Here is a 25389-nt window from a genome sequence, read left to right as displayed (position 1 = left end):
CGAATCCCAACTGACGACGAGATGGCTGATTTGAGGGACATCGGGCTCTCGGAGTACGAGGCGAGTGCGTACCGCGCGCTCCTTCGAACCGGTCCGGCAACCGCCAAGGAGTTGTCCGAGGAGAGCGGGGTGCCGATGGGCCGCATTTACGACGTGCTCGGGAGCGTCGAGTCCCAGCACCTCGTCCGGAGTCAGGCCGCGAGTCGGCCGAAGAAGTACGTCGCCGTCGAACCGGACACGGCCCTCGACCGCCTGCTCGACGACCGGAAGCGCGAACTCCGCGAGAAGGCCGACCAGTACGAGTCCGTCGTCGACGAACTCACCCGCGACCTCCAGGACCCGACCGCCCCCGAGGACGGCTTCTGGACCGCCGCGCTCGGACCGGACGACTCGCTGGGCCTGCTGCTCGAACGCCTCGACGCCGCCAGCGACAGCATCGTCCTCGTCTCCGGCACGCCCTCCTCCAGTTTCGATTTCGACGACGTGAGCGGACGCGTGTTCAGCCGCCTCCAGGACGCCGTCGAGCGGGGTGTCTCCGTCTCGGTGCTCATGTCCGAGGGCCTGGCGCGCTCGATGCCCGACGTCGTCAACGAGCGTTACGCCTCGGACCTCGCGGACAGCCCCGACTACGAGGTCCGCGTCGGCGACGGCATCGACGGCAACGTCACCATCGTCGACGGCGCGGAGGTCTGCCTGGAGGTGTCGAACCCCGTCGAACCCGACGAGGCGTTCGCCATCATCGACCTCCAGGACGCGGAGTTCGCCGCCGACGTCTACGCCGCCTTCGAGGACAGCTGGACCGACGCGGACACACTCGACTGACCGGCACACCCGACCGAGCGAACTCGACCGACCCGACACTCGACTGATTGTCGTCCGGCGCGTACTTCGACCATGACCGCCCCCCAGCGGAGCACCCCGGAGACCGAGGACAGTTACGGGATCCCCGAGGGCGATGGCGCCCTCGACTGGTCGTTCGTCGCCGACCGCCTGCGCGACCAGCAGACGTTCTGGCTCGCCACGACGCGCCCCGACGGCTCACCGCACACTCGGCCGGTGTGGGGCGTCTACGTCGACGACACCGTCCACTGTGGCGGCGGCGAGCTCACGCGCTGGGTCCGCAACCTCGCCACGAACCCCGCCGTGAGCGTCCACTCCGAGAGCGGGACCGAGGTCGTGATTCTCGAAGGGCACGCGGAACGCGTCACCGACGACGAGACTCAGGAACGCGTCGACGACGCCTACGAACAGAAGTACGACGTCCGCCACGGGTCGCCCGTCTTCGCGGTGCGACCGGAGCGCGCGTTCGCGTGGGCGGACTTCCCGACGGACGCGACGCGGTGGGAGTTCTAGTTCTCGTTCACTTCCTCGCGCAGCGTCCCCAGCTCCGCGATGCGCTCGGCGTGGGCGTTGTGCTGGTGGATGGACTCGTCGTTGGACTGCTTCATCGTCACCACCACGCCGTCCGCGAGGTGGTCGAACTCCGCGACGACGCCCTCCGCCATCGAGCGCACGCAGTCCTCGACGAACTTCGCGTTCGCGTGGGCCGCGTACGTCATGTGGTCCTCGTCCGGGCGCTTGGCCATGTTGTAGATGCGCGCACTCATCGAGTCCCGGGCGAGGTCGACGATGTCCATCAGGTCGACCTCGGGGTCGCCCGCGGCCTCCACGGTGAGCGTCGCGTGCCCGCGCTGGCTGTGGCCCGCCTGCGGGACCGCCTGGAGGAACTTCCGGACCTCGCGCTCGCCGACCCCGAGGTCACGGAGCGTCTCCCGCGCGGTCTCGCTCATCATCTGCTGGCTGCACGGGCACACCGTCATCCCGACGACGCGCGCGCCGATCTCCTCGCGGGTCGGCTCGTTCTCGCGGGCGGTCGCCGACGCGATGATGTCGACGGTGCCCTGCGTCGAGCGCTCGCTCGCCGGTGTCTCGTCCTGGATCATCAGCTCCGCCTCCATCTTCACCGTCGCCGTCGTCGTGTAGTCGTGTTTGTCGAGCAGGCGCTCGGCGGTGTCTCCGCACATCTCCTCGACCTGGTAGACCGGCTCCGAGACGGCGGCCTCGAGGGTCTCGTCGATGACCTCCATGTTCCGGCTCATGTCGATGCCCTTCCGGCCCTGCGGGAGGTCGACGAACACCTCGAAGTCCGCCATCAACGCGATGGGACGTTTGTCCTCGCGAGCGATCTTCACGAGCTTCTCGACCCCCGTGACGCCGACCTGACTGAGGCCGACTCTGACGTCCGGTTCGGTCGCCTGTACGTCGGGAAGCTGCTGGCTCATTGGCGTCCGCTACGTGTGGCGGCTCACTAACCCTTTTCATTCCGGCACCTCACTCCAGTTTGTTCAGCGCCTGGAAGAAGTCCGTCTCCGGGCCCGCGACCCGCGCCGGGTCGTCCGTGGTCTGCACGGTCACGACCGCCGGCGTCGCGACTCGCTCGCGGTTCCGCCCGTCGCTGGAGACGACCGCGTACTCCGGGCCGTCGACGCGCACGGTCACCTCGCTGTCCAGGCCCGTCACCAGCGGCGGCATCGGCTCGACGGGGCACATCCCCGTCACCACGAGCGCGTCCACGCCCGGCGTGACGAGCGGCCCACCCTCGCTGAGGTTGTACGCGGTGCTCCCCGTCGGCGTCGCCACCAGCACGCCGTCGGCGTGCGTCGCCTCGTACAGCGAGCCGTCGACGCGCACCTCCACGTCCACTCCGTGACCGTGCCCGCGCTGCTCGCCGGCCACGACCACCTCGTTGAGCGCGGGGTTCAGCGCCCAGTCCTCGCCGGTCGCGGTGACCCGCGGCACCTCCCGGTGGCTCACCTCGCCGGTCTCCTCGTACCGCCGGACCGCCCGGCGCGTCGTCTCGACGGCCTGGCCCGGCGCCACCGCGTTCAGGAAGCCGACCTCGCCGAGGTTCACGCCGAGCACGGGCGTCGACCCGGCGCCCCGCGCGGCGAACAGGAACGTCCCGTCGCCGCCGATGCTCACGACGAGTTCGCAGGCGTCGAACGTGTCGACGTCGTGGCCGTCGCCGTCGAGCGTGGCCGCCGTTTCCGTGTCCAGCCACACCTCGACGTCCTCGTCGGCGAGTAACTCACGCAGGTCCGCCGCCAGGTACGCCGCGCGGGAGTTCCCCCGCTGTGCGACGATTCCAACACGCATACCGACTATCTCACGGGCGCCCTTGAAAAACCCGCGGGCGGCGGAAACTACTTTTCGCTGTGTCACAACGGCCGGGTATGGAGTCGACGGCGCGTCCCGTCGCGGGCTGGAGGCGTCACCGTGGCTGAGGACGACGAGGACTGGTTCGAGCAGGCGTTCGACGACGAGGCCGAGGAGTCGGCCGACCACTCCGGGGACTCGCCAGCCGATGCTGACGACGACCCGCCGACGGAGGCGGACGCAGACGAACCGTCAGCCGACGCCGACGACGAAGCCGTCGAGACAGACACCGCAGACGTAGACGACGCCCCGGACGACAGCGACACCGACGAAGCCGAGGACACCGCGGACGAGTCAGTCGACCCCACCGACGCGCTCGACCTGGGCGACGAACCGGCGCCGGACGCCGCCGAGAGTGAGTCTGGCGGAGACGACTCCGACGACTTCGCGGACGCGTTCGGCGGCGGCGAACCGGGCGGCGGCGACGACCTCTTCGAGGACGACTTCGCGGACGCGTTCGGCGGTGGCGGCGCTCCCGGCGGTGGGGACGAGACCTTCGGGTTCGACATCGACGGCGACGCCGGTGCAGGGGCGCCCGGCGGATTCGAGGAGGACGAAGAGTACGACTCCGACATTCCCCGCATCGACATCGGCATCGACGGCCTCGACGAGATGATCCAGGGTGGCGTCCCCGAACGCTCCCTGATGGTCGCCGTCGGCGAAGCCGGGACCGGGAAGACCACGTTCGGCCTCCAGTTCCTCTACGAGGCCGTCCAGAACGGCGACCGTGCCGTCTTCATCACGCTCGAGGAGTCCCGCGAGCGCGTCATCAAGAGCGCCGTCGACAAGGGCTGGGAGTTCGACCGGCACACCGAGGCGGGGGACCTCGCCGTCATCGACATCGACCCTATCGAGATGGCGAACTCCCTGACCAGCATCCGCAACGAACTCCCCCGTCTGGTCGAGGAGTTCGGCGCCAGCCGTCTCGTGCTGGACTCCGTCTCCCTGCTGGAGATGATGTACGACGACCAGTCCAAGCGCCGCACCGAGATCTACGACTTCACCAAGTCGCTGAAGGAGGCCGGCGTCACCACGATGCTCACCAGCGAGGCCAGCGAGGACAACCCCTTCGCCTCGCGCTACGGCATCATCGAGTACCTCACGGACGCCGTCGTCGTCCTGCGCTACATCCGCCCGGAGGACTTCCGGGAGACCCGTCTCGCCGTCGAGATCCAGAAGATCCGGGACGCCAACCACTCCCGCGAGACCAAACCGTACGAGATCACCCACCAGGGAATCAGCGTCTACCGGCAGGCGAATATCTTCTAGCGGACCTTTTGCGCTGCGCGAGCGGCGTGTAGCGCCGCTCGCTCGGCAAAAGCTCCACCAAAAGCCAGCGTCGTTCCCGTTGGTCGCTCCTCGGCCTCCGCTCACTTCGTTCGCGGAGTGAACCGGCGATCTTCCGGGGTATTCGACCCGCTCGGTCGCCGGATGCTAACCTGCCGGCTGTCTCACAGGCGTCGCTTTCTGCTCGTGTAGGTTCAAGTAGGAGAGCGGAACCAACCCGCACCGTGAGCTGACGACAAGCGCGGTCCGGCCGGGGCGGGAGTGCGGCGACCCGGGCCGCGAGGACGACACGCCGCCTGCAAGCCCTACCTCACAATCGTCACTGGCATCGGGGAGCGACGCACGACGCTCTCCGCGACGCTCCCGAGGAGGATGCGAGTCACGCCGGCGCGCCCGTGGCTCCCTATCACGATGTGGTCGAAGCCGTTCTCCTCGGCGTACTCGACGATGGTGCGGCTCGGTCGGCCGACCTCAGTCGCGGTGTCGAGTGGTCCGTTGCCGTACTCGGCGGCGGTCTCGTTGGCCGCCTCGAACAGGTCGTCGGCCGCCGACTTCGCCTGCTCGAACCACTCCTCGGAGTAGCCGGGGACCGTCGCCTGCGCCGTGTAGCCGGCCTCGATGGGGTCGATGACGTTGATGACCGTGATGTCGTCCGACTCGAACTCTTCGAGTGCGTACTCTAGGGCGTCCTGGGCCTGTTCGGAACCGTCGATAGGGACGAGAATCCTCGACATACCGGATAGTTCGTCGTGCCCCTCAAAAAGCGGTTGGGCAATTCCCACTACTCGCGACCGTGACGCGTCAGGCACGTCGGCAGCCCACAGATTTCGACGGGTTCGGAGTTGTCCGGCGAGTAGACGACCATCTGCCCCTTCTCCATGTACGGGACCTTCGACTGGAGCTCCGCGGGGATGTTCACGGCCTTGATGGCGTCCTCGTCACCGAGGTTTAACACGACCGTCGTGTTCACCTGCTTGAACACCGGGTCGGCGATGTCCTGGGGGTCCTGCGTGATGAGGAAGAGGCCGAGACGTTCCTTTCGGCCCTGCTTGGCGGCCTCGGTGAACTTCCCGACGACCTTGTTCGCCTGCACGCTGTCGGCGTCCGCGAGGAAGTTGTGCGCCTCGTCCATCCCCACGACGAGCGGCGTCTCCTTGATCGACTCGTAGGTCGGGTCGTTCGAGAGCTTCTGGTCGACGAGCAGGCTCGACACCGCCAGTACCACCGTCTCCGCCGCCCGGGAGTTGCTGATGTGGTACGTCGGCACGACCGAGAGGCGACCGGGTCGCACGAACTGGCGGTCCGAGACGAGGTCGGTGATCGAGCGTGCGTCCTGGTCGAACAGCCCCGAGGGCATGTTGTGGACGCGCCGCAGTACGGCCTCGTAGGTCGCCTCGTGGACGCGCCCGCTCTCGTCGAGTTCTTCCTTGAGCGCGGGGTCGTCGAGGAACGTGCAGAACTCCTCGTACGTTCCCGAGCGCCCGTAGTTCCCGAAGAACCGGTCGAGGAGCAGCGTCAGCGCGCCGTACTGGTTGTCGTTGAGGCCGCTGGAGGCGACCAGCCACGGGTTCGAGCGCACCATCGAGAACGGCACTGTGAACTCCACCTGTTTGGCGCCGTGGTGGTCCGCAGCGTACGACGCGTCCCCGACCTTCGGGACGAACGCGACGGTGTCGTCGTGGCCGCCGTGGGCGAGCCCCTGGGTCTCCCAGTTCCGTTCGTCGCCGGCGGTGGCCTCGGGGTTGTCGTCGTGCATCTGTGCGTACTCGTCCTGCGGGTCGAACTGGACGACCGCCATCCGGCGCTCCGCGCCGCCCGAGTCGACGGGGTAGCGGCGGTCCTCGTGGAGGTACTGCCGGAGGACGTTCTTCGCGGAGTGGGTCTTCCCGGACCCGGTGCCGCCCGCGACGAGCGTGTGCCGGAAGACGAGCGGGTCGCCCGAGTCGTAGTCGTCTTTCACCCGGTAGTCGATGGTCGGCGGTTCGGCCGCGGTCCGCACCTTCTCCCCGCCAACGGAGAGGTGACCGAGGAAGACACCCTCCTCCGGGATCTTGAGACCGGTCTTGATCTCGGTGGCGTCGTCGGCCGCCCGGACCACCGTCTCGGGTTTCGGGACGCGGTCGGGCATCCGGCGCTTGAGGTCGCCGTCGTCGTCGTAGAGGACGGCGACCGGTTCGAGTTCGGCGAGGAACTTGTAGTCCTGCTCGTCGACACCGTCGCTGCGCATGGCTCTCCGTGCGTGGATCTCCGTGGCGTCGTCGCTCTGGAACGCCTGGACGTACTCCAGGCCGGTAATGCGGCAGAACAGTTTCTCGCCGCGGGGGTACGGCGCGACGAGGTACGTGCCGAGACGGACCGCCGACCGGTTGCCGGCTGTGACGTAGGCCTTCAGTGCGGTCTCCTGTCCGTCCTCGTGGATGCGGAGTCCCTCCGAGACGGCCAGCGCGCCGAGGCCCGCGTCGTCGCCGACGTCGTCGAGGTCCGCGCGCTGGAAGTCATCGTCCGCGCCACCAGCACCGGTGTCGCTCGCACCACTGCCCGCGTCGTCGCGGTCGTGGTCGGCGAAGTCCCCGAGGTCGCTCATGGCGCGTTCCTCACGGGCCGCCTACAAACCCCTTTCCCTCGAACCGGAACGCCTTAGACGCTTGTCGAGTGTCGTCCGGTGATGCTCTCCAACGTAGAGAACACGGCCGTGCGGGCGTGTCTCGCCGGCGGTCGGCACCTCCGCGAACGCTTTGGCGACGAGGTCGACGCGGAGTTCTCCAGACACGACGTGAAGGCCGCGGCCGACCGCGCCTCCGAGGCGCGGATGCTCGACGTGATTCAGTCCGCCCACCCCGGGCACGCAGTGTACGCCGAGGAGTCCGGCGACGTGGCCATCGAGGGCGACTACCGCTGGATCGTCGACCCACTCGACGGCACGAACAACTTCGTCTCGGGGCTCCCGTCGTTCGCGACGGCGGCCGCGGTCCTCGACGACGACGGGCCGGTCGTCGGCAGCGTCTACGTCCCCGTCGCCGACGACCTCTTCGTCGTGCGGCGCGGCGAGGGCGTGCGCTACGACGGCGACCCGGTTCGCGCCGACAGCGACGTCCCACCCGCGAAGGCGACGGTCGCGTTCGTCGTCGGCCACGACGTGAAACTCGACGGCAGACTCGACGAGGCAGACCGGCTGCAGGCCGCGCTCGGCGACGTCACGAAGCGCGTCGTCGAGAGCTGGTCGCCCTGCGTCCACTGGGGTGCGCTGGCCCGGGGGCGTCTCGACGGGATGGTCTGTTTCCACCCCGACGACGAGGAGCAGCACGTCGGCGAACTGCTCGCCTCAGAGGCAGGGGCTTCGGTCGCTCGACCCGGCGACGGGCTGTACGTCGCCGCGACGAACGGAGACGTCTGCGAGGCGCTGCTGGCAGCAGTCTCGTGACCTGCGGTCCAGCCACGGGCTTATGGTCGTCGGCCACCCAGTACCACCTATGTTACTGGTGCGCGGTTCGGCGGGCGGGACGACGCTCACGGGGTCCCTGTACGAACGCGGCGAGGACTCGCCGTCGTTCAAGGGCGCCCCCGACGAGGCCGCGCCCTACGTCTGGGTCTGCGACGAGTTCTACGCCGTCGAGAGCGGGGGGAGCGTCCAGCGGGTCGACGGCGAGGACGTCAACGTCGCCTTCGAGTCGCCGATGCCCCGGGGGTTCGAGACCCGCGAACTGGCCCTCGACGCGGCCCGCGAACACGTCCGCACGCAGTTCGCGCGCATCGGCATCGACCCCGACGACGTGGTGATCGAGGTCGTCCGCGAACACGAGGCGGAACCGTAGGCTCAGGCTGCGAACACGACGACGACTACGGCGGTGAGCAGCAGGTTGAGGAACGAGAGGACGAGCAGTCCCTTCCACCCGATCTCGATGAGCTGGTCGACGCGGACCCGGGGGATGGTCGCGCGCATCCACTGCGTGAACAGGAACACCGCCCAGATCTTGCCGACGAACCAGACGAAGCCGGGCAGCACCGGCCCCGCGGGGCCGCCGAGGAACAGCGTCGCGACGACGGCGCCGGCGAGGAAGATGTGGATGAACTCGGCGAGGTAGATGAGCGTGAAGTAGACGCTGGAGTACTCCGTCATGATGCCGGCGACGATCTCCTGTGGCGCCTCCGCGAGGTCGAAGGGGTTGCGCCCGACCTCCGCGAGGTTCGCGACGAGGAAGAGGGCGAACGCGACCGGGTTGACGACGGCGTACCACGAGGGAATCGTGACCCCCGCCACGGTGAGCAGCGGTTCGGCCTGTGCCTCCACGATGGCGCCCATCTGGAGCGTTCCCGCGAGCAGGACGACGCTGGCGGCGGTGACCACGAGCGGGATCTCGTAGGCGATCGTGAGCGCGACGGCGCGCAGACCGCCGAGCAGGCTGAACTTGTTGTTCGAGGCGTACCCCGCCATGACGATACCGACGCTCGCCAGCGAGGAGACGGCGAAGACGAACGCGAGCCCGGTCTCGGGGTCCGCGAGGTGGATACGCACGCCGAACAGCGACCCCATCGGGACGACGGCGAAGCCGAGGAGCGCGGTCGACGCCATCACGAGCGGTGCGAGGTCGAAGGCCGGTCGGTCGGTGTTCTCCGGGACGATGTTCTCCTTGGAGAGCAGGCGGAGGGCGTCGGCGACGACGATGAGGATGCCGTACGGTCCCATCCGGTTCGGCCCGACCTTCCCCCAGAAGTCGGCGGCTATCTTGCGTTTCGCCCACGGGCCGGCGACCGCGGTGGTCGCGAGCACGAAGTTCGCGACGAGGAACGCCGAGAGGAACGCCCCCAGCGGGTCGGCCAGCGGGCCGTCCGGGAGGACGTTCGAGATCGCTTCGGGGAGCGTCGGCGCCGTCACGGCGACCACCTGTGGCTACGTACCGTCATAGGGGGACGTTTCGAGCGTCCCCAGTTCGTCGTACTGCCGCAGCCACTAGGCTCTTCAAGTAGTGTCCGGTCAGTCGTCCGTGGTGTAGCCGTCGAACGCCCGCACCGCGGTGCGCGTGCCGACGACTGCAGTGGCGCCCGCGAGCGCGACGCCGACGACGAGGCTGCCGAGGCGGACGGCTGCCGTGCTCGCGCCGAGCGCGTCGGCGATGGGGCCGGCGGCCGCCGGCGACTGCGCTCCCGTGGCGATGCCCGCGGTCACCAGGAACACCAGCGTGTACACCGCGAACGCCCACAGCGACGGCACGACGGCCTCGCGGCTCCGGGTGATGGTCGTCGCCTCGAACTTCGGGAACGCAGTGCCGACGCCGACGGCGACGGCGGCGGCGAGCGGCGGCAGGACGGCGGCGGCCGCGACGGTACAGACGACGGCGAGCGGCGGGAGCGGACTGAGCACGGCGAGGACGACGGTCACGACGAGCGTCACCGGTCCACCGAGGAGCGCGCTCGCGGTGACCAGGCCGCCGACGAACTCGCGGCCGGTGACGCCCGTGATGGCGGAGACGGGGAGCACCGCGCCCTCGTCGCCGAGCGGGTTGAGCGTGAACAGCGCGCCGGTCATCCACGCGCCGTACAGCGCCACGATCGTCGGGAGCAGGCTGGTGACCCGGCCGGCCTCGACGCTCGCCTGGATCGGGGTGACGAGGACGAAGATCGGGTAGGCGACGTACAGCAGTTTGACGGGGGCGCGCCGGGCGCGCAGCCAGCTCTTGCGTGCGACCCACGCGGTCCGGCGGCCGAGCAGTCCGTCGAGGCGGCCACCGGAGACGGAGTCGGTCTCCCGGGCGCCGGCGTCGACGCCGTCGTCGTACCACCGGCGCTCGGAGACGCGGACGCTGGCGAACACGGCGACCGCCGAGAGGAGGACGGACCCGACGACCACCGCCCCCGCCTGCAGGGCGCTCGCCGAGTCGAGGACGGGGAGCAACACGAGGTCGCTGTACCACGCGACGGGCGAGGCACGGAACGCCTCGATGACGGGGTCGATCACCACGTCGAGTGTGCCCGTGAGGATGAGGCCGAAGTACGCGACGAACGCGAGCGCGCCGAGCGCGACCCTGTAACGGGCGACCAGTTCGGACTGCCCGAGGAGGTAGCCGACGGCGGCTCCCAGCGGGTAGCCGACGAGGAACGAGGTCGCGGTCAGCGCGACCACGGCGAGGACGGCCAGCGGGAACGCCAGGGGCTCGCCGGTGCCGACCGCGAACCCCGCGCTCGCGACAACCAGCGGCCCGGCGACGAAGCCGGCGACGCGGACGTACCCCGAGAGCAGGAGGCCGCCGACGACGTCACGCGCGGGGACCGTCGTGAGGTAGCCGTCCCGGACGTCGATGTCGCCGATCTGGATGACCGTCATGTACGCCGCCATGAAGAGGACGAACGCGCCGAGGCCGGCCGGGACGAGCGCGGCGAGGTCGGCCGCCTCGCCCGGGTCCTCGACGAGCGCCTGACCCGCCCAGTACGCACCGTAGGTCGCAGCGGCTGTGAACACCAGGCCGAGCAGCGCGGCGAGACCGAAGACGAGGACCTGGACGAAGCTCTTCGAGCGGAACTTCCGCCAGCCGACCCGGAGTTCGTTGCGGGCGATGGCGTACGAGTGGCGGGCGTCCGGCAGCGCGGACATGGTCAGGCCTCCTCGCCGATGCCGCCGGTCACCTCGAGGAAGACGTCCTCGAGGGTGCGCTCCTCGCCGGACTCCGCGCGGGACTTCAGTCCTCGCGGCGACCCCTCCGTGACGAGGCTCCCGTCGTAGAGGACGCCGACCGTGTCCGCGAGTTCGTCGACCACCGGGAGGATGTGCGTCGAGAGGAAGACGGTGGCGTCGCCCGCAGCGAGGTGCGCGATGGTGTCCCGGACGGTGCGCGCGGCCCGGGGGTCGAGCCCGGAGGTCGGTTCGTCGAGGAAGAGGACGTCCGGGTCGTGGAGCATCGCCTGGATGATGCCGACCTTCTGTTTCATCCCCTTGGAGTACGCGGAGATGCGCTTGTCGCCGTCGTCGGCCAGCGAGAACCGGGCGAGGAGGTCCTCGATGCGCTCCTCGGCGTGGGCCTCGGGCAGGTCGCGCAGACCGGCGATGTAGCGGAGCTGTTCGCGACCCGTGAGTTCGGCGTGCAGCGGCGGCTCCTCGGGGAGGTAGCCGATGTTCGAGACGACCGCTTCGCGGTCGGTGACGTCCGCGCCCGCGACGGTGGCCGTGCCGTCGCTGGGTCTCGTGAGCGTCGTGAGCATCCGCATCGTCGTGGTCTTCCCCGCGCCGTTCGGGCCGAGGAAGCCGTAGACGCTGCCCGCGGGGATGGCGAGGTTGAGTCGCTCCACGGCGGTCGTGTCGCCGTACCGCTTCGTCAGGTTCCGTGTCTCGATGGCGCGGTCGCTCATTGTCGGCACTCTCGGCTCACCGGTCTTAAAACCGGACGAGTGTTCTCCGCGTTCGAACACCGCAGGCCGCCTCACTCCCAGCGCTCGTCGTCGTAGTTGCGGTCCTGCTGGCTGTCGAAGGACTGTTCAAGCTTCCGCACGAGTTCGCCCTTCTCGGCGGCGCCGATACGGGCGAGTTCGTCGGCCTTCCCCACGGGCTTCGGCGGGCCGGCCTCCGCAGCGACCTGGCTGGTGACGTAGCGCTCGACGGCCGCGCGGACGTCACCGTCGCGTGCGAACGCGCAGGGGAGTTCGACCTTGTGGACGAGGTCCGTCCGGGGGTCGTAGACGACGAAGAAGGCGACTTCGTAGGCTTCGGCGTCGAGTTCGCGCTCCACGCCGAGTTCGCCCGCGTCGGCGAACACGCCGTCCGCGCCGAGCGTCGACGTGAACCAGCCGGTCCACGTGAGTTCGTCGGTGAGGCGCTGGTGGTCCTCCCCGTCGAACTCGCGGCGTTCGAGCACCTGCGTGAAGAACGCGGCGTCGCTGGCCCACGGCGTCGGCCGGCCGCGGTCCCGGAGCGCGCGGACGAGCGCCTGGCTCGCGGGACTCTTCACGAACCCCGCCAGCGGCACGTCCTGCTCGGCGAAGCGCTCGACGAGGCGGACGTAGTTCTCCAGCACCTCGCCGACGAGTTCTTCCTCCGTGACGAGGTCTGCGACGCTCGCGTGGCGGTCCGCCCAGTTCACCAGCTGCTTCGGGTACACCGGACCGTCCAGCAGCAGCAGGTCGTCGACGGCCTCGGCGTGTTGGACGGCGTGGTGGCTCTCCGCGAGGTAGAGCGCGAGGCCGTGGACGACGCGCTCCTGGTCGCGGGCGAGCGGCGCGGTGTGGACGATGCGCCCGCGGCTGAATCCCGCGTCCCACTTCCGCCAGTCGGTGTTCGTGCGGACGGTGGCGTCGTTCGAGTGGACGCTCGTGATGACCGTCCGCGAGCGGTGGAGGTCGAGGTCCGAGGGCGTCGCGCTCATCGCCGCCTGCGCCAGGTCGAGGACGAGCCCGTTCTTGAACGTCCGCGGGTTGATGGTGCCGGAGTCGAGGCCGTGGGCGGTGTCGAACGGCGAGGGCTGGAGCGCGAGTTCCTCGATGGGGGCGGCCGACCGACGTTGCTCGGCCAGCGGTTCGAGGACGACGCCGCCGTCGCCGTACAGCGGGTCGAGGTAGTTCGCCCACGTCTCCTCGGCCACGTCGCGGTGTTCCTCGGCGTCCACCTCGTGGCGGATCTGGCGCGCGAGGTCCGCGATGCCGTCGAAGTGGACGGGGTCGAGGGTCATGCCACCGTCTGTTCCCCCGAGCACCAAATACCCCAACGGTGTCTGCCGGTCGAAGCGTCGACCGACGGGCGGACTGAAAGGGGCGGCGTGCTCGGTAGCCGAGGCGACGTAAGCACCGCAGGCCGGAGGCCGAGGAGCGCAGCGAGCCGCAGGCAGAGCGGTTCCCCCGGAACCGCTTGCAGCCGGGCGAAGCCCGGCGACAGCGAGCACGCCGGGGCTTTCTGGGTGTTCGCTGCGGAGTATGCTGTCCCAAGCTCCGCCGGACCTGCGACCAACGAACGACACCTACATGGCCGCGGCTACCGCACCCTGAATCATGCAGGCCGCGCTCGTGATTCTCGACGGCTGGGGGCTCGGCGACCACGACAGACTGGACGCAGTGAGGGCCGCCGAGACGCCGAACTTCGACGAGTACGCCCGCCGGGGAGCCTACGGCACGCTCACCACCACCGGCCGGGACGTCGGCCTCCCGGAGGGGCAGATGGGCAACAGCGAGGTCGGCCACCTCACGATCGGGTCGGGACGGGTCGTCCTCCAGGAGTACACCCGAATCGAGGACGCCATCGAGTCCGGCGACCTCTGCGAGAACGACGCCATCGCTGGCGCCTTCGACCACGTGGCGGAGACGGGCGGCCGCGTACATCTGATGGGTCTCGTCAGTGACGGCGGCGTCCACTCCGACCACGAGCACGTTCACGCGCTGATCGAGTGCGCGGCGGAGCGGGGCGTCGAGGCGACGACCCACGCGTTCACTGACGGCCGGGACACCTCCCCGCACGGCGGCGAGGACTACCTGGAGACGCTCGAGACCGTCGCCGGCGAGCAGGGTACCGGGGACGTGGCCACGGTAACCGGGCGCTACTACGCGATGGACCGCGACCAGAACTGGGACCGGACGAAGCGCGCGTACGACGCCATCGTCCACCGGGAGGCCGACCACCGCGCCGACTCCGCGGTCGAGGCGGTCCAGGAGTCCTACGAGCGCGACACCACCGACGAGTTCGTCGAACCCACGCTGGTCGAGGGTGGCGCGGCACTTGGCGATGGGGACGCCGTTATATTCTGCAACTTCCGGTCGGACCGCGCGCGCCAGTTGACCCGGCTGCTCGCCGACATCCGGCCCGACGACTGGGGCTTCGATACCGACCCGCCGGACGCCCCGGTCGCCACGATGACGGAGTACGACAGGACCTTCGGCCTCCCGGTGGCGTTCCCGTCCCGACAGCCCGAGCAGACCCTCGGCGACGTGCTCGCGGAACACGGGCTCACGCAGCTCCGGGTCGCCGAGTCCGAGAAGTACGCCCACGTCACGTACTTCCTCAACGGCGGCCGCGAGGTGGAGTTCGACGGCGAGTTCCGGCGCATCGTCGAGAGCCCGGACGTCCCCACCTACGACCTCCAGCCGGAGATGAGTGCGGCGGGGGTCACCGACACCGCCCTCGACGTGCTCGGAACCGACGACCCGGACGTGCTCGTGTTGAACTACGCGAACCCCGACATGGTCGGCCACACGGGCGACTACGAGGCGGCCATCGAGGCCGTCGAGGCCGTCGACGAGCAACTCGGCCGGCTCGTCCCCGCACTGCGCGAGTCCGGCGCGGACGTGCTCGTCACCGCCGACCACGGCAACGCCGACGACATGGGGACCGCCGAGGAGCCACACACCGCGCACACGTTCAACCCCGTGCCACTCGTCTTCCTCGACGCCGACGCCGCGGCCGAGGACTGCTCCGGGGGCCACGCGGTCCGCGAGGGCGGCGCGCTCCGCGACGTCGCTCCGACGCTGCTCGCGCTGCTGGACGTCGACCAGCCCACGGAGATGACCGGCGAATCGCTGCTCGACTAGTTCTCGTCCTGCTCGCGGGAGACCCGCTCGTGGGCCTCGTCGCGGCGCATCCGCTCGGTGTTCTCGGCCTCGCGGCGCACGAAGTAGTAGAGTGCGAGCGCGCCGAGGAGGGACAGTGCCAGGAAGAACGCGAACACACTACCGGCGGCTGCTGCCATACGCGGAGCGTGACCGCGCGAGCAGTTAGTCGTTCTGCCCGCCGTCGAAGCCCTCGCTGCGGTAGACCACGTCGCCGTCCACGACCGTCGCGGCCACATCGACGTCGCGGATCGACTCGGGGCGCTCCCACGGCGACTCCTCGAGGACGACGAAGTCCGCGACGTTGCCGACTTCGACGGTCCCCATCCGGTCCTCCGCGAAGCCGGCGTACGCGCCGCCGCTGGTGTACGCCCGGAGCGCCTCGGTGACGGAGAGTCGCTGGCTCTCGGCAGGGGCGTTCACGGCGTGGTGGACGCCCAGCAGCGGGTCCAGTGGCATGCAGTCGCTGCCGAACGCGAGCGGCACGTCGGCGTCGAGCATCGCCCGGAAGCGGTTGCTCGCCTCCCGGCGCTCGGTGCCGAGGCGGTCCTCGTAGAGGCTCTCCTCGCCCGCCCACTTCAGGAAGTTCGGCTGCATCGACGCGACGACGCCCAGCTCGGCCATCCGCTCGACGGCGTCGTCGCTCGCGAGTTCGGCGTGCTCGACTCGGTGGCGGCTCGCGGCCGCGTCCGCACACTCCTCGTAGGCGTCGAGCACCGCGTCGACGGCCTCGTCGCCGATGGCGTGGGCGGTCACCTGCAGGCCGAGTTCGTCGGCCTCCCGGACGAACGACGCCAGTTCCTCGGGGTCGACGACCCACGTCCCCGTCTCGTCGGGCGCGTCGGCGTACGGGTCGGAGAGCTTCGCGGTGTGGCCGCCGAGGCTCCCGTCCGTGAACGTCTTGACGCCGCCGACGTCGACCAGCCCGGAGCCGTGGTTCGTCCGCAGGCCGACCTCGCGGACGGCGTCGAGGTGGTCGCTCCAGTAGTTGAGGCGCACCCGGACGGTGAGGTCGCCGGCGAGCGCGAGTTCCCGGAACGCCCGCGGCGCGTCCGAGTGCCGGACCATGTCGTGGACGGCGGTGACGCCCCGCTCGTTGGCCTCGCGCTGGGCGGCCCGGACGAGGTCCTTCGTCTCCGCGGGGCCGGGGTCGGTAGCGTCGTAGACGACCTCGACGGCGTCCTCGACGATGCGGCCGTCGCCGAGCACGTCGTCGTCGGGCATCTGGGAGCCGAACTCGTCGAGGACGACGTCGTTGACCGTCGCCGTGTGCATGTCCTCGCGGATGGCCGCGACGGGACGCTCCTCGCTGACGGCGTCGAGGTCCGCCTGCACGATGTCGTCTGCGTCCCAGGTGCTCTCGTCGTAGCCGAAGCCCAGGATCCAGCCGTCGCTCTCGGCCGCACGGTCGCGGAGGCGGTCGGCCACGTCTCCGGGGCCGCTGGCGCCCCGGAGGTCCGCGTGGAGGCCGTACTGGCCGACGGTCTCCATGTGGGTGTGGGCGTCGACGAACCCCGGCAGGAGGACGCGGCCGTCGAGGTCGACGACGTCCGTGCCGACGCCGTTCAGGAAGTCGATGTCGTAGTCGCTGGCGAGACGCACCACGCGGCCGTCCCGCACCGCGACGGCGTCGTAGCGTTCCTCGCCGGCTAGCGTGTGCACCTCGCCGTTGTGCAGGACGAGGTCGGCGGGCGCTGTCATACTACTGTCCGGGTCGTGCGTCGGCAAAGACGTTGGGGAAGGGGTCATCGGGGGCGGGGTCGCGGGATTCGCGCCACGGCTCGCGGGTGCGGCGGTGGCTCCCAGCCCTCGTCTCGTCTGCTCTCCCACCGCTGACGCCGTAGACCCCCGGGGTGGGTATAGAACGAACCTGTTCTCGCATATGGTCGGTATTACATTGGCCACGAACGCCCTGTTCAGTGTATGTCGCGGGAGCTCCGCCCCCTTCGAGAGCTTCGACGGTGGCGGACCGTGGCCAGAGGACAGTACACACGCCGGCTCAGAGGCCGCCTCAGAGACACGTCCGCCTCGCCGGTCCAGTTCTCCGAGCTCAGTTCGATCCTGGACGACTACGACGACAGTGTGGTCTTCGTCCACGTCGGCCTGAGCGACGTGAACGCTGCGTTCGGGCAACGGGGGTACGAGCGGCTGTACGAGGAGCTGACGGCGCAGTTCGACAGCGTCCTCGTCCCCGGATTCACGCCGAGTTTTCGGGACTCGGGCGTCTACCACAAGCAGTACTCCCGGCCACAGGTCGGCACGTTCCCCGTCCTGTTCATGGACGACGCCGACTACCGCACGGACGACGCGCTGCACTCCATCCAGGTCGCCGGCTCGTACCGCTTCGACGACTGCGACCACCACGACACGTTCGGGGCGGACGGCTGTTACGCGAAACTCGACCGGGACAACGTCTTGATCGCGAACATCGGGACGAACAGGCTCGTCTCGACCCAGTTCCACTACATCTCCATGCAGGCCGACTCGCCGTACCACGCTGCGGAGACCCACTCGGGCGTGCTCTACCGCGACGGCGAGACGCACGAACCCGTAGTACAACGCGGCGACACGTTCACGTCCATCTATAACTGGAACCGCTGGAAGATGGAGCGCGACCTCGCCGACCGCGGGGTCGTCAACGACCGCGAGACGAACGGTCTGCGGCTGTCGTTCATGCGAGCGAGAGACGTCCGAGACGCGCTCGAACCGGCGGTCGAACGGGACCCCTACTACATGGTCGCCTGACAGCGCCGACTGCCGTCCGGCACTCGTTCGGCTGGCACCCAGTCTGTTACTGGTACGTTACTGGCCGGCGATGCGCCGGGAGACCGTCTCCCGCCAGTCGCCGAGGTTCTCGCGCAACGTGTCGTAGTCGTACTGGAGTGTCTCCCCGGGGACGTGGGCGTACTGCTGGACGTCCTCGGGGAGGGAGGCGTCCGAGACGGTCGGGATGCCGACGTTCTTCACGGCGACCTCGCGCTGGGTCCGGGCGTCCAGCATGAAGTTCGCGAACTCGTGGACGAGGTCGTCCTTCCCGGCGTCCGCGAAGCGCGCGGTGCCGGAGACGTAGGCGTACCCCTGGCCGTTCGGGAACGCGATCTGGTGGCGGCTCATGTCCACGTCGCTCCGGGCGGCGTACACCTGGTCGGTGCTGTAGGACACTACCATCGGGGCCTCCTCGTTGGAGTAGGCGCTGTACGCGGCGTTCCAGTTGCCGGTGGTGCGGAGGCCGTTGTCGAGCAGGCGCTCCCAGTAGTCGAGGTAGCCGTCGGTGCCGTACGCCTCGACCGTCCACAGCAGGAAGCTCAGGCCCGTCACCGTGTTCTGGGGGTCCGGGAGGAGGAGGCTGTCCGCCCACGGCTCCCGCGTGAGGTCCTCCAGCGTCTCGGGTTCGGCGACCTCGTTCTCGTCGTAGACGATGCAGACGTACGAGGACCCGGTGGGGAGGACGCGGTCCTGCGGGTCGAAACGGTAGGCGTCGACGACGTCCCGCGAGTTCGGGACGCGGTCGGTGTCGAACGCCGCGAACAGCGACTCGTCGAGTTCCCGGTCCGCGCGGACGAGGTCGGTGGGCGTGACGCCGACGTACACGTCTGCGCCGAGGTCGACGCCCTGCTTCCGGCGTTCGAGGAAGTCGTTGAGTTCGTTCTCGCGGACGACCCACTCGAGTGTCGCGTCGTAGCGCGCCTCGAACTCGGCTTTCACCCAGTCGCCGGCGCTCGTGGAGACGGCGTCGACGTAGGACTGCGTGGTGCCGACCTTCAGCGTGTCTGGGTCGCCGCCGGGGCTGGCGACGTCCAGGCAACCGGCGAGACCGAGCGCGGCGGCGGTCCCGGCGGACGCGAGGAAGCGGCGGCGCGACGTCATTCGTCGCTCACCGCCTCGCGGCCGAGGTACGACTCCACGCGCTCGACCTTCTCCTCGACGGCGAGGTCCTCCTCCCTGAAGTGGTCTATCTTCAGGTTGGTGCCGACCCGACGCGCGTCGAGGGCCTCGTGGGCGGCCTGCGCCGCGGCGAACACCTCGTCGAGGGAGTCGGCCTCGATGGTGGTCTCCATCGGGTAGGTCTCGTAGCGCACGTCGAAGTCCTCGAGGGCGTCGACGGCCTTCGCGATCTCCTCGTCGAACTCGACCTCCGGGCTGTCCAGCGGTGCGACCGACAGCATGGCGGTGACGGTCATACCACACCGGTGAATTACTTGGTGATATAACTCACTATTTCCACCGGTCGACGCCGAAGGGTAACCTTCAGGGCGCCGGGCCGCCGACTCCCGGGCATGACCGACGCCGCAGACCTCGCCGACCGCGTGCAGGCCGGCGAACTCCGACTCTACGAACTCGAATCCCACGCCGACGCCGACACGGCGGCGGCAGCGCGGCGCGAACTGCTCGTCCGCGAGACCGGGGCCGACCTCGACGCCACGGGCGCGTTCACGTTCGACGCCGAACACGCCGCCGAAACGGCCGTCGAGAACCTCGCCGGCGGCACGCAACTCCCGCTCGGCGTCGCCGGTCCTCTGGCCGTCTCCGGCGGCGCGGCCGGGGACGACTACTACCTCCCCCTGGCTACGACGGAGGGTGCGCTCGTCGCCTCCGTCAACCGGGGTTGCTCGGCTATCACGGCTGCCGGCGGTGCGAACGCTCGCGTCACGAAGGTCGGGATGACGCGCGCCCCCGTCTTCCGGGTCGCAGACGTGACCGAGGGCGCCGAAGTGGCCGAGTGGGTCGACGAGCACGTCGACGTGCTCGCCGAAGCCGCCGAGTCCACGACCAGCCACGGCGAACTGCTGGACGTGACGCCGTACGTCGTCGGCGACAACGTCTTCCTGCGGTTCAGCTACGACACGAAGGACGCGATGGGGATGAACATGGCGACCATCGCCACCGAGGCCGCCAGCGAGGTCGTCGAGCGCGAGACGCCAGCGGAACTCGTCGCGCTCTCGGGCAACCTCTGCACGGACAAGAAGCCGGCCGCCATCAACGCCGTGGAGGGTCGGGGCCGCACGGTCACTGCCGACGTCACCATCCCCCGCGACGTGGTCGAGGACCGCTTCGACACGACGCCGGAGGCCATCGAGGAGGCCAACACCCGGAAGAACCTCGTCGGCTCCGCGAAGGCGGGGAGCCTGGGATTCAACGCCCACGCGGCGAACGTCGTCGCGGCCGTCTTCCTCGCCACCGGGCAGGACGCCGCGCAGGTCGTCGAGGGGTCCAACGCCATCACCACCGTCGAGGCTCGGGAGGAGGCCCTCTACGCCTCCGTGAGCTTCGCGAGTCTCGAGGTCGGCACCGTCGGCGGCGGCACCAAACTCCCCACCCAGCGGGAGGCCCTCGACGTGCTAGGCGTCCGGGGCGGCGGCGACCCGGCCGGCGCGAACGCCGACGCGCTCGCCGAGGTCATCGCCGCGGGCGGCCTCGCCGGCGAACTCAGCCTGCTCGCCGCGCTCGCCTCCCGCCACCTCTCCTCGGCCCACGCCGAACTCGGACGCTGAGACTGCCGGCAACACTTATCTCACCGCCGACACGATGGCGGGCCATGAGCGACGTGAACCTCCGCGAAGTCGCCCTCCGGTTCGCAGCCGCCGGCGTCGCCACGACGCTGGTACTGACCGGCGTCGCCGTCGCCGCCGACTTCCCGCTGCAACTGCTCGGGATGATCCTGACCGGCGTCCCGCTGTTCGTCGTCCCCGGCATCGTCGGCGTCACGGACGCGGGCATCGAGACCGCCACCGCGAGCGCCCGCATCGGCGCCCCGACGGGGAACCCCGAGCAGTACCAGACCGGGAACGTGATCCCGATCCCGAACCCGCTGCAGGCTGTCTGCTGGCTCTGTGGAGTCGGCGTCGCCGGCGTCGTCTTGCTCGCGCTGACGGCCTGACCAGTTTCACTTTCGCCCCGCGGCAGACACAGGGTTATTTTCCTCACTGCCGTGGGTCGTAATATGCGCGCTCACAGCGACGCCGAGGACCCCGACCCGTCCGCACTGGCAGTGCGCGCGCTCCGCGTCCTCAAACTCCTCCTCACGGTGCTCGTGCTCGCCCTCACCCTCCTCCGGGCGCTCTCCGGCGGGCCGCTGTAGGTTCGTTACAGCTGTCGGTACCGACCGCCCGACTCGGAGAGTTCGCCGGCGCGTTTGAGTTTCGCCAGTGCGCGCTCGACGTAGTCGCCGTCGACGCCGTGTTCTGCGGCGAACGCCTTCACCTCGCCAGCCGTCGGTTCGTCGAGTTCCCGCAGCGCGGTCCTGACGGCCTCGCGCTTCCCGAGACTCCGCGGGGACGCCTCGACGCGCTCGGCGACGCCCGCCACCTCGTCGGTGTCCACGCCCGCCTGTGAGAGGAACTCGTCGTCGCTCATCCCCACGTCGTCGGTGTAGTCGTCGAGCGTCGCGAAGTCGTCCAGTTCCGCGAACGCGTCGCCGTGACCGGCCTTGTTCGCGAGGATCGACGCGCGAACCTCGCGAGCGTGGTCCTCGTCGTCGGTGGTGACGAACTTCCGCAGCTTCCCGAACTGGTGGCGCTTCTCGCAGCGCGGACAGCCGGTGGTGTCGGGCCGTCCCTCGACCACCCACAGCGCGTTGCAGTTCGAACAGCCGACGACCGCGTACATGCGACTGTGTCGGTCGCGCCCCCTGAAAAGGCTCACCCCTCGACGGTGCCCCCGGGCCGAGCCGTCGCCCGACGTCACCGCCGTTCGTCGGGTCCAGCGAGCCACCAGCCGTATAGCTTGTGGGCGGCACGCTCCTCCTGATCACGCCCCTTCTTCGAGCGCCCCCGGGTCTTCCCCTCGAGGATCTCGCGTTCGACGACGTTCGCCGCCAGTCGGAACGCGTGGGACGCGCCATACCCCTCCCCTGTGCCGACGAAGTGGCCCTTGTCGGTGAACAGCCGGATGCGCGCGAGCAGTAGCGGCGTCCCGCGGAGGCGCTCCTCGTGCTCGTGGAAGTAGACGTTCGCCTCGAGGAGTCGCATCGCGTCGTACTTCGAGACGATGCCGCCGATGGTCTCCCGCACCGTCGTCATCGTGAGGTCGTCCATCAGGTCCTTGTGGTGGATCTGGACCTCCGGCGGGGACTCGTCGGTCCACGTCAGGGACTCCAGGGCGTCCGTCTTCGTGACGATGCCGGTGGGCCGTTCGCCCGCCGCGACCACGAGCGAGGAGATGCCCGCGCCGAGCATCGTCTCGACCGCCTCCCCGAGCGGGGTGGTCGGCGCCGTCGACATCGGGCGCTCGGTCATGACGGTTCGTACGGGGACGTCGAGGAGGACGTCGCGGTCGCCCTCGCGGGCTCCGAACCCGCCGTGGCTCTGCCCCTCACGGAACCCCGTGTCCCCGCCGCTGGACTTCGACACCGCCCGTCCCGTGACGCCGACGAGGTCCGCCACGCTCACGACGCCGACCACGTCGCCGTCGTCGACCACGGGGAGGTGGGAGATGCGGCGCTCCCGCAGCTGGTTCAGTGCACTCCCGACGGTGGCGGTCGGCGGCACCGTCAGAGGGTCGTCGGTCTGGACGTCCGCGACGGTGAGCACGTCGAGGTTGTCCGCGACGGCGGCCAGCACGCCGTCGCTAGTGACCACGCCGACCAGGTCGCCCTCGTCGACGACCGGCAGCAGCGTCGTCTGTGCCCCCACCAGGTGGCGCGCCACGTCCCGGACGTTCGTCGACGGCGACACCGCGGGGACGTGCCAGACGAGCGACCGCGCCTTCGTCTGCGGCGGCACGCTGGACTGGAGGAACTGGCGCTCCGTGACGACGCCCTCGACGTCGGCCCCGTCGACGACCAGGACGGCCTTCTCGTCGGCCTCCTCGAACCGACCGACGAGTTTCGACGCGGGGGTATCCGGCGACACTGCGACGTACTCCGTGGTGTAGATGTCGGCGATATCCATCGTTCGATACGACGGCAAGTCGACGAATCAACGATGTTACCAGACGGTTTCCGGTTGGTTGTCCGGCGCCCTTTGTGCTGCCGCCGCGTCGCCCGGTCCACCCCCTCGATTCACGAACTGGTAACTACCTCGCCAACACGTGTCAATTAACTACTACCTCAGCGCTGCCGAACCGAAACAGTGGTATGTTAACAGCAGACACGATCCGGGGCCTCTACGAGGACGTGGTCACCGCGCGATACTACGAGGAGCGCCTCCAGGAGGAGTACCTCGAGGGGAAACAGCCGGCGTTCGACATCTCCGCCGGCCCCATCCCCGGCGAACTCCATCTCTCGGCCGGCCAGGAGGCGGCCAGCGCCGGCGTCTGCGCGCACCTCCGCGACGAGGACACCGTCACCGCGCCCCACCGCCCGCACCACGTCGCCATCGCCAAGGGCGTCGACCTGGAGCGCATGACCGCCGAGATCTTCGGGCGGGAAACCGGCCTCTCCTCCGGGAAGGGCGGGCACATGCACCTCTACGACCCGGACGTCAACTTCGCCTGCTCGGGCATCATCGCGCAGGGCTGCCCGCCCGCCGCCGGCGCCGCGCTCGCAGCGAAGAAGCGCAACACGGACGACGTCGCCGTCGCCTTCCTCGGTGAGGGCGCCGTCGACCAGGGTGGGTTCCTCGAGTCCCTGAACTTCGCGGCGGTCCACGACCTCCCCGTCGTCTTCGTCGTGGAGGACAACGACTGGGCCATCTCGATGCCCCAGGAACGCATCACGGACGTCGACGACATCGCCGACCGCGCAAACGGGTTCGACCTGCCCGGCCGCAGCGTCGAGTTCGACGACGTCTGCGCGGTCTACGAGGCGGCCGAGGAGGCCGTCGGGCGCGCCCGCAACGGCAACGGCCCGACGCTGCTCTCGGTCCAGGTCCACCGCCGCATGGGCCACTTCATGGGCGACCCCGAGTCCTACCGGCCGGACGCGGACGTCGAACGGGCGAAGGAACTCGACTGTATCCCGCACCTGGAGGCCGACCTCGCGGCGGCGGGCGTCGACGACGACGAACTCGCGGACATCCGGGAGCGAGCCGAACAGCGCGTCGACGACGCGATCGAGTGGGCGAAAGACCAGCCCGAACCGGACCCCGAGACGACCTACGAGGACGTGTTCACGAACCCACCCGAACACGGCACCGCGATCGGGGGTGGTCCCGAATGAGCCAGCAGACCGCCGAGCGCGAACTCACGATGAGTCGCGCGATGGTCGACGCCATCGCGCACGAGATGCGGGAGAACGACGAGGTGTTCTACATGGGCGAGGACGTCGCCGACTACGGCGGCATCTTCGACTCGACCCAGGGGCTCCTCGACGAGTTCGGGCGCGACCGCGTGATGGACGTCCCCATCAGCGAGACGGCGTACCTCGGCGCCGCCACCGGCGCCGCGATGGAGGGGATGCGCCCCATCGCGGAGCTGATGTTCACCGACTTCCTCGGTGTCTGCTTCGACCAGATCTACAACGCGATGGCCAAGCACACGTACATGAGCGGCGGGCAGGTGTCGGTGCCGATGGTGCTGACGACAGCGGTCGGCGGCACGTACAACGACGCCGCCCAGCACTCCCAGACACTCTACGGCACCTTCGCCCACCTCCCGGGGATGAAGGTCGTCGTCCCGTCGACCGCCCGCGACGCGAAGGGGCTGATGCACGCCGCGATCCGCGACGACGACCCCGTCGTCTACATGTTCCACAAGCGCCTGATGGGGCTAGGCTGGATGCCCGCACCGGAGGGGCCGAAGACCGCCGTCCCCGAGGAGGACTACGAGGCCTCCATCGGGGAGGCCGACGTCAAACGCGAGGGGAGTGACGTCTCCATCGTCACGCTCGGTCTCCACGTCCACCGCGCACTCGACGCCGCCGAGGACCTCGCGGACGACGGCGTCGACGCGGAGGTCGTGGACCTCCGGTCGCTCGTCCCCCTCGACCGCGAGACGGTCCTCGACTCGGTGCGGAAGACGGGGCGCCTCGTCGTCGTCGACGAGGACTACCACTCCTTCGGCGTCTCCGGGGAGATTTCGGCGCTCGCCACCGAGCACGCGTTCGACGAGCTGGCAGCGCCCCCGGAGCGGGTCGCCAGCCCCGACGTGCCGGTGCCGTACGCTCGCCCACTCGAAGAGGAGTTCAACCCGTCTGCCGGGGATATCTCCGAGGCCGTCCGCCGCGTCACGGAATGACCGACGTCGACTCCGCGGACGTCTGGCCGGCGGACGCGATGGACGTCGAGGAGGCGGTCGTCTCCAACTGGTTCGTGCGCGACGGCGCGACCGTCGAGGCGGGCGACACCATAGCCGAAATCCAGATCGAGAAAGTGAGCGTCGACGTGCCCGCGCCCGACGCTGGCACGGTCGAGGTGCTCGTCGAGGAGCACGGCGAGTTCCGCCGCGGCGACTCCATCGCTCGCATCACCTGACCCACACTCCTCGCTCTCGAGG

General features: G+C 69.6%; 27 protein-coding genes. 13 read left to right on the top strand and 14 right to left on the bottom strand.

Going from position 1 to position 25389, the window contains the following annotated elements; all coding sequences use genetic code 11:
* Positions 1 to 21 precede the first annotated feature (21 nt).
* Both LT965_RS04675 and LT965_RS04670 read left to right on the top strand, forming a co-directional pair.
* Positions 22 to 822 (top strand): TrmB family transcriptional regulator, encoded by an 801-nt coding sequence (locus tag LT965_RS04675; protein ID WP_232702858.1) that lies wholly within the window; start codon positions 22 to 24, stop codon positions 820 to 822.
* Positions 823 to 894: 72 nt separating this feature from the next.
* The gene (locus LT965_RS04670) at positions 895 to 1353 is read left to right on the top strand and encodes a DUF2255 family protein (protein WP_232702857.1); all 459 of its coding nucleotides are present in this window, start codon (positions 895 to 897) and stop codon (positions 1351 to 1353) included.
* Here the strand turns inward: LT965_RS04670 and mptA are convergent.
* Positions 1350 to 2282 (bottom strand): GTP cyclohydrolase MptA, encoded by a 933-nt coding sequence (gene mptA, locus LT965_RS04665; protein WP_232702856.1) that lies wholly within the window; start codon positions 2280 to 2282, stop codon positions 1350 to 1352. The two genes, LT965_RS04670 and mptA, sit on opposite strands and share 4 nt — an antisense overlap.
* A 49-nt stretch (positions 2283 to 2331) precedes the next feature.
* Positions 2332 to 3156, bottom strand: coding sequence for an NAD(+)/NADH kinase (locus tag LT965_RS04660; RefSeq protein WP_232702855.1), 825 nt, complete (start codon positions 3154 to 3156; stop codon positions 2332 to 2334).
* Positions 3157 to 3276: 120 nt separating this feature from the next.
* Here LT965_RS04660 and LT965_RS04655 point away from each other — a divergent pair, with 120 nt between their 5' ends.
* Entirely contained in the window at positions 3277 to 4485 is a 1209-nt protein-coding gene (locus tag LT965_RS04655) for a KaiC domain-containing protein (protein WP_232702854.1), read from the top strand.
* A 323-nt stretch (positions 4486 to 4808) separates the two neighbouring features.
* Here LT965_RS04655 and LT965_RS04650 read toward each other — a convergent pair whose 3' ends face one another.
* Positions 4809 to 5237: a universal stress protein gene (locus LT965_RS04650; RefSeq protein ID WP_232702853.1), complete on the bottom strand. Its 429-nt coding sequence runs from the start codon at positions 5235 to 5237 to the stop codon at positions 4809 to 4811.
* A 47-nt stretch (positions 5238 to 5284) separates the two neighbouring features.
* Entirely contained in the window at positions 5285 to 7087 is a 1803-nt protein-coding gene (locus LT965_RS04645) for an ATP-binding protein (protein ID WP_232702852.1), read from the bottom strand.
* A gap of 81 nt (positions 7088 to 7168) precedes the next feature.
* On the opposite strand from LT965_RS04645, the gene LT965_RS04640 reads away from it, so the two are divergent.
* Positions 7169 to 7924 (top strand): inositol monophosphatase family protein, encoded by a 756-nt coding sequence (locus LT965_RS04640; protein WP_232702851.1) that lies wholly within the window; start codon positions 7169 to 7171, stop codon positions 7922 to 7924.
* Positions 7925 to 7973: 49 nt separating this feature from the next.
* Positions 7974 to 8315 carry a DUF7113 family protein gene (locus LT965_RS04635; protein WP_232702850.1) on the top strand — a complete coding sequence of 114 codons (342 nt, stop codon included), beginning with the start codon at positions 7974 to 7976 and terminating at the stop codon, positions 8313 to 8315.
* 2 nt (positions 8316 to 8317) lie between these two features.
* Here the strand turns inward: LT965_RS04635 and LT965_RS04630 are convergent, their stop codons facing one another.
* The 4 genes from LT965_RS04630 to LT965_RS04615 all read right to left on the bottom strand — a co-directional run bounded on the left by LT965_RS04630 (position 8318) and on the right by LT965_RS04615 (position 13154).
* Positions 8318 to 9385: a complex I subunit 1/NuoH family protein gene (locus LT965_RS04630; RefSeq protein WP_432419307.1), complete on the bottom strand. Its 1068-nt coding sequence runs from the start codon at positions 9383 to 9385 to the stop codon at positions 8318 to 8320.
* A 90-nt stretch (positions 9386 to 9475) separates the two neighbouring features.
* Positions 9476 to 11089: a hypothetical protein gene (locus tag LT965_RS04625; protein ID WP_232702849.1), complete on the bottom strand. Its 1614-nt coding sequence runs from the start codon at positions 11087 to 11089 to the stop codon at positions 9476 to 9478.
* Between the two features lie 2 nt (positions 11090 to 11091).
* Complete coding sequence (locus LT965_RS04620; RefSeq protein ID WP_232702848.1) at positions 11092 to 11841, bottom strand: ABC transporter ATP-binding protein; 750 nt, start codon at positions 11839 to 11841, stop codon at positions 11092 to 11094.
* A 71-nt stretch (positions 11842 to 11912) separates the two neighbouring features.
* On the bottom strand, positions 11913 to 13154 hold the full coding sequence (locus LT965_RS04615) for a DNA double-strand break repair nuclease NurA (protein ID WP_232702847.1): 1242 nt from the start codon (positions 13152 to 13154) through the stop codon (positions 11913 to 11915).
* A 316-nt stretch (positions 13155 to 13470) separates the two neighbouring features.
* On the opposite strand from LT965_RS04615, the gene gpmI reads away from it, so the two are divergent.
* Complete coding sequence (gpmI, locus tag LT965_RS04610; RefSeq protein WP_232702846.1) at positions 13471 to 15000, top strand: 2,3-bisphosphoglycerate-independent phosphoglycerate mutase; 1530 nt, start codon at positions 13471 to 13473, stop codon at positions 14998 to 15000.
* Here the strand turns inward: gpmI and LT965_RS04605 are convergent.
* Complete coding sequence (locus tag LT965_RS04605; RefSeq protein ID WP_232702845.1) at positions 14997 to 15158, bottom strand: hypothetical protein; 162 nt, start codon at positions 15156 to 15158, stop codon at positions 14997 to 14999. The genes gpmI and LT965_RS04605 overlap by 4 nt on opposite strands.
* Positions 15159 to 15183: 25 nt before the next feature.
* Positions 15184 to 16719, bottom strand: a complete 1536-nt coding sequence (locus tag LT965_RS04600) for an amidohydrolase (protein WP_232702844.1) — start codon at positions 16717 to 16719, stop codon at positions 15184 to 15186.
* A 381-nt stretch (positions 16720 to 17100) separates the two neighbouring features.
* On the opposite strand from LT965_RS04600, the gene LT965_RS04595 reads away from it, so the two are divergent.
* Positions 17101 to 17763, top strand: coding sequence for an AAC(3) family N-acetyltransferase (locus LT965_RS04595; RefSeq protein ID WP_232702843.1), 663 nt, complete (start codon positions 17101 to 17103; stop codon positions 17761 to 17763).
* 57 nt (positions 17764 to 17820) lie between these two features.
* On the opposite strand, the gene LT965_RS04590 is transcribed toward LT965_RS04595, so the two are convergent.
* Together LT965_RS04590 and LT965_RS04585 are read right to left on the bottom strand one after the other, a co-directional pair.
* Entirely contained in the window at positions 17821 to 18885 is a 1065-nt protein-coding gene (locus LT965_RS04590; protein ID WP_232702842.1) for a thiamine ABC transporter substrate-binding protein, read from the bottom strand.
* Positions 18882 to 19199: a thiamine-binding protein gene (locus tag LT965_RS04585; RefSeq protein WP_232702841.1), complete on the bottom strand. Its 318-nt coding sequence runs from the start codon at positions 19197 to 19199 to the stop codon at positions 18882 to 18884. The genes LT965_RS04590 and LT965_RS04585 overlap by 4 nt, the downstream gene beginning before the upstream one ends.
* A gap of 96 nt (positions 19200 to 19295) precedes the next feature.
* Here LT965_RS04585 and hmgA point away from each other — a divergent pair, with 96 nt between their 5' ends.
* From hmgA to LT965_RS04570, 3 genes are all read left to right on the top strand, one after another.
* Positions 19296 to 20510, top strand: a complete 1215-nt coding sequence (gene hmgA, locus LT965_RS04580; protein ID WP_232702840.1) for a hydroxymethylglutaryl-CoA reductase (NADPH) — start codon at positions 19296 to 19298, stop codon at positions 20508 to 20510.
* Positions 20511 to 20554: 44 nt separating this feature from the next.
* Complete coding sequence (locus tag LT965_RS04575; RefSeq protein WP_232702839.1) at positions 20555 to 20896, top strand: hypothetical protein; 342 nt, start codon at positions 20555 to 20557, stop codon at positions 20894 to 20896.
* A gap of 63 nt (positions 20897 to 20959) precedes the next feature.
* Complete coding sequence (locus tag LT965_RS04570) at positions 20960 to 21097, top strand: hypothetical protein (protein ID WP_232702838.1); 138 nt, start codon at positions 20960 to 20962, stop codon at positions 21095 to 21097.
* 5 nt (positions 21098 to 21102) lie between these two features.
* Here LT965_RS04570 and LT965_RS04565 read toward each other — a convergent pair whose 3' ends face one another.
* Both LT965_RS04565 and LT965_RS04560 read right to left on the bottom strand, forming a co-directional pair.
* Positions 21103 to 21624, bottom strand: a complete 522-nt coding sequence (locus LT965_RS04565; RefSeq protein WP_232702837.1) for a DUF5817 domain-containing protein — start codon at positions 21622 to 21624, stop codon at positions 21103 to 21105.
* A 74-nt stretch (positions 21625 to 21698) separates the two neighbouring features.
* Positions 21699 to 22907, bottom strand: a complete 1209-nt coding sequence (locus LT965_RS04560; RefSeq protein WP_232702836.1) for a CBS domain-containing protein — start codon at positions 22905 to 22907, stop codon at positions 21699 to 21701.
* Positions 22908 to 23092: 185 nt separating this feature from the next.
* On the opposite strand from LT965_RS04560, the gene LT965_RS04555 reads away from it, so the two are divergent.
* Genes LT965_RS04555 through LT965_RS04545 form a run of 3 tightly spaced genes read left to right on the top strand, consistent with a single transcriptional unit; the run spans position 23093 to position 25367 of the window.
* Positions 23093 to 24115 carry a thiamine pyrophosphate-dependent dehydrogenase E1 component subunit alpha gene (locus LT965_RS04555; protein WP_232702835.1) on the top strand — a complete coding sequence of 341 codons (1023 nt, stop codon included), beginning with the start codon at positions 23093 to 23095 and terminating at the stop codon, positions 24113 to 24115.
* Entirely contained in the window at positions 24112 to 25131 is a 1020-nt protein-coding gene (locus LT965_RS04550; RefSeq protein WP_232702834.1) for an alpha-ketoacid dehydrogenase subunit beta, read from the top strand. Before LT965_RS04555 ends, LT965_RS04550 begins: the two co-directional genes overlap by 4 nt.
* The gene (locus LT965_RS04545; protein ID WP_232702833.1) at positions 25128 to 25367 is read left to right on the top strand and encodes a lipoyl domain-containing protein; all 240 of its coding nucleotides are present in this window, start codon (positions 25128 to 25130) and stop codon (positions 25365 to 25367) included. The genes LT965_RS04550 and LT965_RS04545 overlap by 4 nt, the downstream gene beginning before the upstream one ends.
* Positions 25368 to 25389: the final 22 nt, after the last annotated feature.

The organism is Halobacterium wangiae, from assembly GCF_021249345.1.
In the GTDB taxonomy this organism is placed as follows: Archaea; Halobacteriota; Halobacteria; order Halobacteriales; family Halobacteriaceae; genus Halobacterium; species Halobacterium wangiae.
This window is presented reverse-complemented; position numbering and strand designations above follow the sequence as displayed.

Bases quoted from the DNA above. Each gene is read 5' to 3' on its own strand.
- LT965_RS04675 (WP_232702858.1), top strand. From the start codon at position 22: ATGGCTGATTTGAGGGACATCGGGCTCTCGGAGTACGAGGCGAGTGCG.
- LT965_RS04670 (WP_232702857.1), top strand. From the start codon at position 895: ATGACCGCCCCCCAGCGGAGCACCCCGGAGACCGAGGACAGTTACGGG.
- mptA (WP_232702856.1), bottom strand. From the start codon at position 2,282: ATGAGCCAGCAGCTTCCCGACGTACAGGCGACCGAACCGGACGTCAGA.
- LT965_RS04660 (WP_232702855.1), bottom strand. From the start codon at position 3,156: ATGCGTGTTGGAATCGTCGCACAGCGGGGGAACTCCCGCGCGGCGTAC.
- LT965_RS04650 (WP_232702853.1), bottom strand. From the start codon at position 5,237: ATGTCGAGGATTCTCGTCCCTATCGACGGTTCCGAACAGGCCCAGGAC.
- LT965_RS04645 (WP_232702852.1), bottom strand. From the start codon at position 7,087: ATGAGCGACCTCGGGGACTTCGCCGACCACGACCGCGACGACGCGGGC.
- LT965_RS04640 (WP_232702851.1), top strand. From the start codon at position 7,169: ATGCTCTCCAACGTAGAGAACACGGCCGTGCGGGCGTGTCTCGCCGGC.
- LT965_RS04635 (WP_232702850.1), top strand. From the start codon at position 7,974: ATGTTACTGGTGCGCGGTTCGGCGGGCGGGACGACGCTCACGGGGTCC.
- LT965_RS04625 (WP_232702849.1), bottom strand. From the start codon at position 11,089: ATGTCCGCGCTGCCGGACGCCCGCCACTCGTACGCCATCGCCCGCAAC.
- LT965_RS04620 (WP_232702848.1), bottom strand. From the start codon at position 11,841: ATGAGCGACCGCGCCATCGAGACACGGAACCTGACGAAGCGGTACGGC.
- LT965_RS04615 (WP_232702847.1), bottom strand. From the start codon at position 13,154: ATGACCCTCGACCCCGTCCACTTCGACGGCATCGCGGACCTCGCGCGC.
- gpmI (WP_232702846.1), top strand. From the start codon at position 13,471: ATGCAGGCCGCGCTCGTGATTCTCGACGGCTGGGGGCTCGGCGACCAC.
- LT965_RS04605 (WP_232702845.1), bottom strand. From the start codon at position 15,158: ATGGCAGCAGCCGCCGGTAGTGTGTTCGCGTTCTTCCTGGCACTGTCC.
- LT965_RS04600 (WP_232702844.1), bottom strand. From the start codon at position 16,719: ATGACAGCGCCCGCCGACCTCGTCCTGCACAACGGCGAGGTGCACACG.
- LT965_RS04590 (WP_232702842.1), bottom strand. From the start codon at position 18,885: ATGACGTCGCGCCGCCGCTTCCTCGCGTCCGCCGGGACCGCCGCCGCG.
- LT965_RS04585 (WP_232702841.1), bottom strand. From the start codon at position 19,199: ATGACCGTCACCGCCATGCTGTCGGTCGCACCGCTGGACAGCCCGGAG.
- hmgA (WP_232702840.1), top strand. From the start codon at position 19,296: ATGACCGACGCCGCAGACCTCGCCGACCGCGTGCAGGCCGGCGAACTC.
- LT965_RS04575 (WP_232702839.1), top strand. From the start codon at position 20,555: ATGAGCGACGTGAACCTCCGCGAAGTCGCCCTCCGGTTCGCAGCCGCC.
- LT965_RS04570 (WP_232702838.1), top strand. From the start codon at position 20,960: ATGCGCGCTCACAGCGACGCCGAGGACCCCGACCCGTCCGCACTGGCA.
- LT965_RS04565 (WP_232702837.1), bottom strand. From the start codon at position 21,624: ATGTACGCGGTCGTCGGCTGTTCGAACTGCAACGCGCTGTGGGTGGTC.
- LT965_RS04560 (WP_232702836.1), bottom strand. From the start codon at position 22,907: ATGGATATCGCCGACATCTACACCACGGAGTACGTCGCAGTGTCGCCG.
- LT965_RS04555 (WP_232702835.1), top strand. From the start codon at position 23,093: ATGTTAACAGCAGACACGATCCGGGGCCTCTACGAGGACGTGGTCACC.
- LT965_RS04550 (WP_232702834.1), top strand. From the start codon at position 24,112: ATGAGCCAGCAGACCGCCGAGCGCGAACTCACGATGAGTCGCGCGATG.
- LT965_RS04545 (WP_232702833.1), top strand. From the start codon at position 25,128: ATGACCGACGTCGACTCCGCGGACGTCTGGCCGGCGGACGCGATGGAC.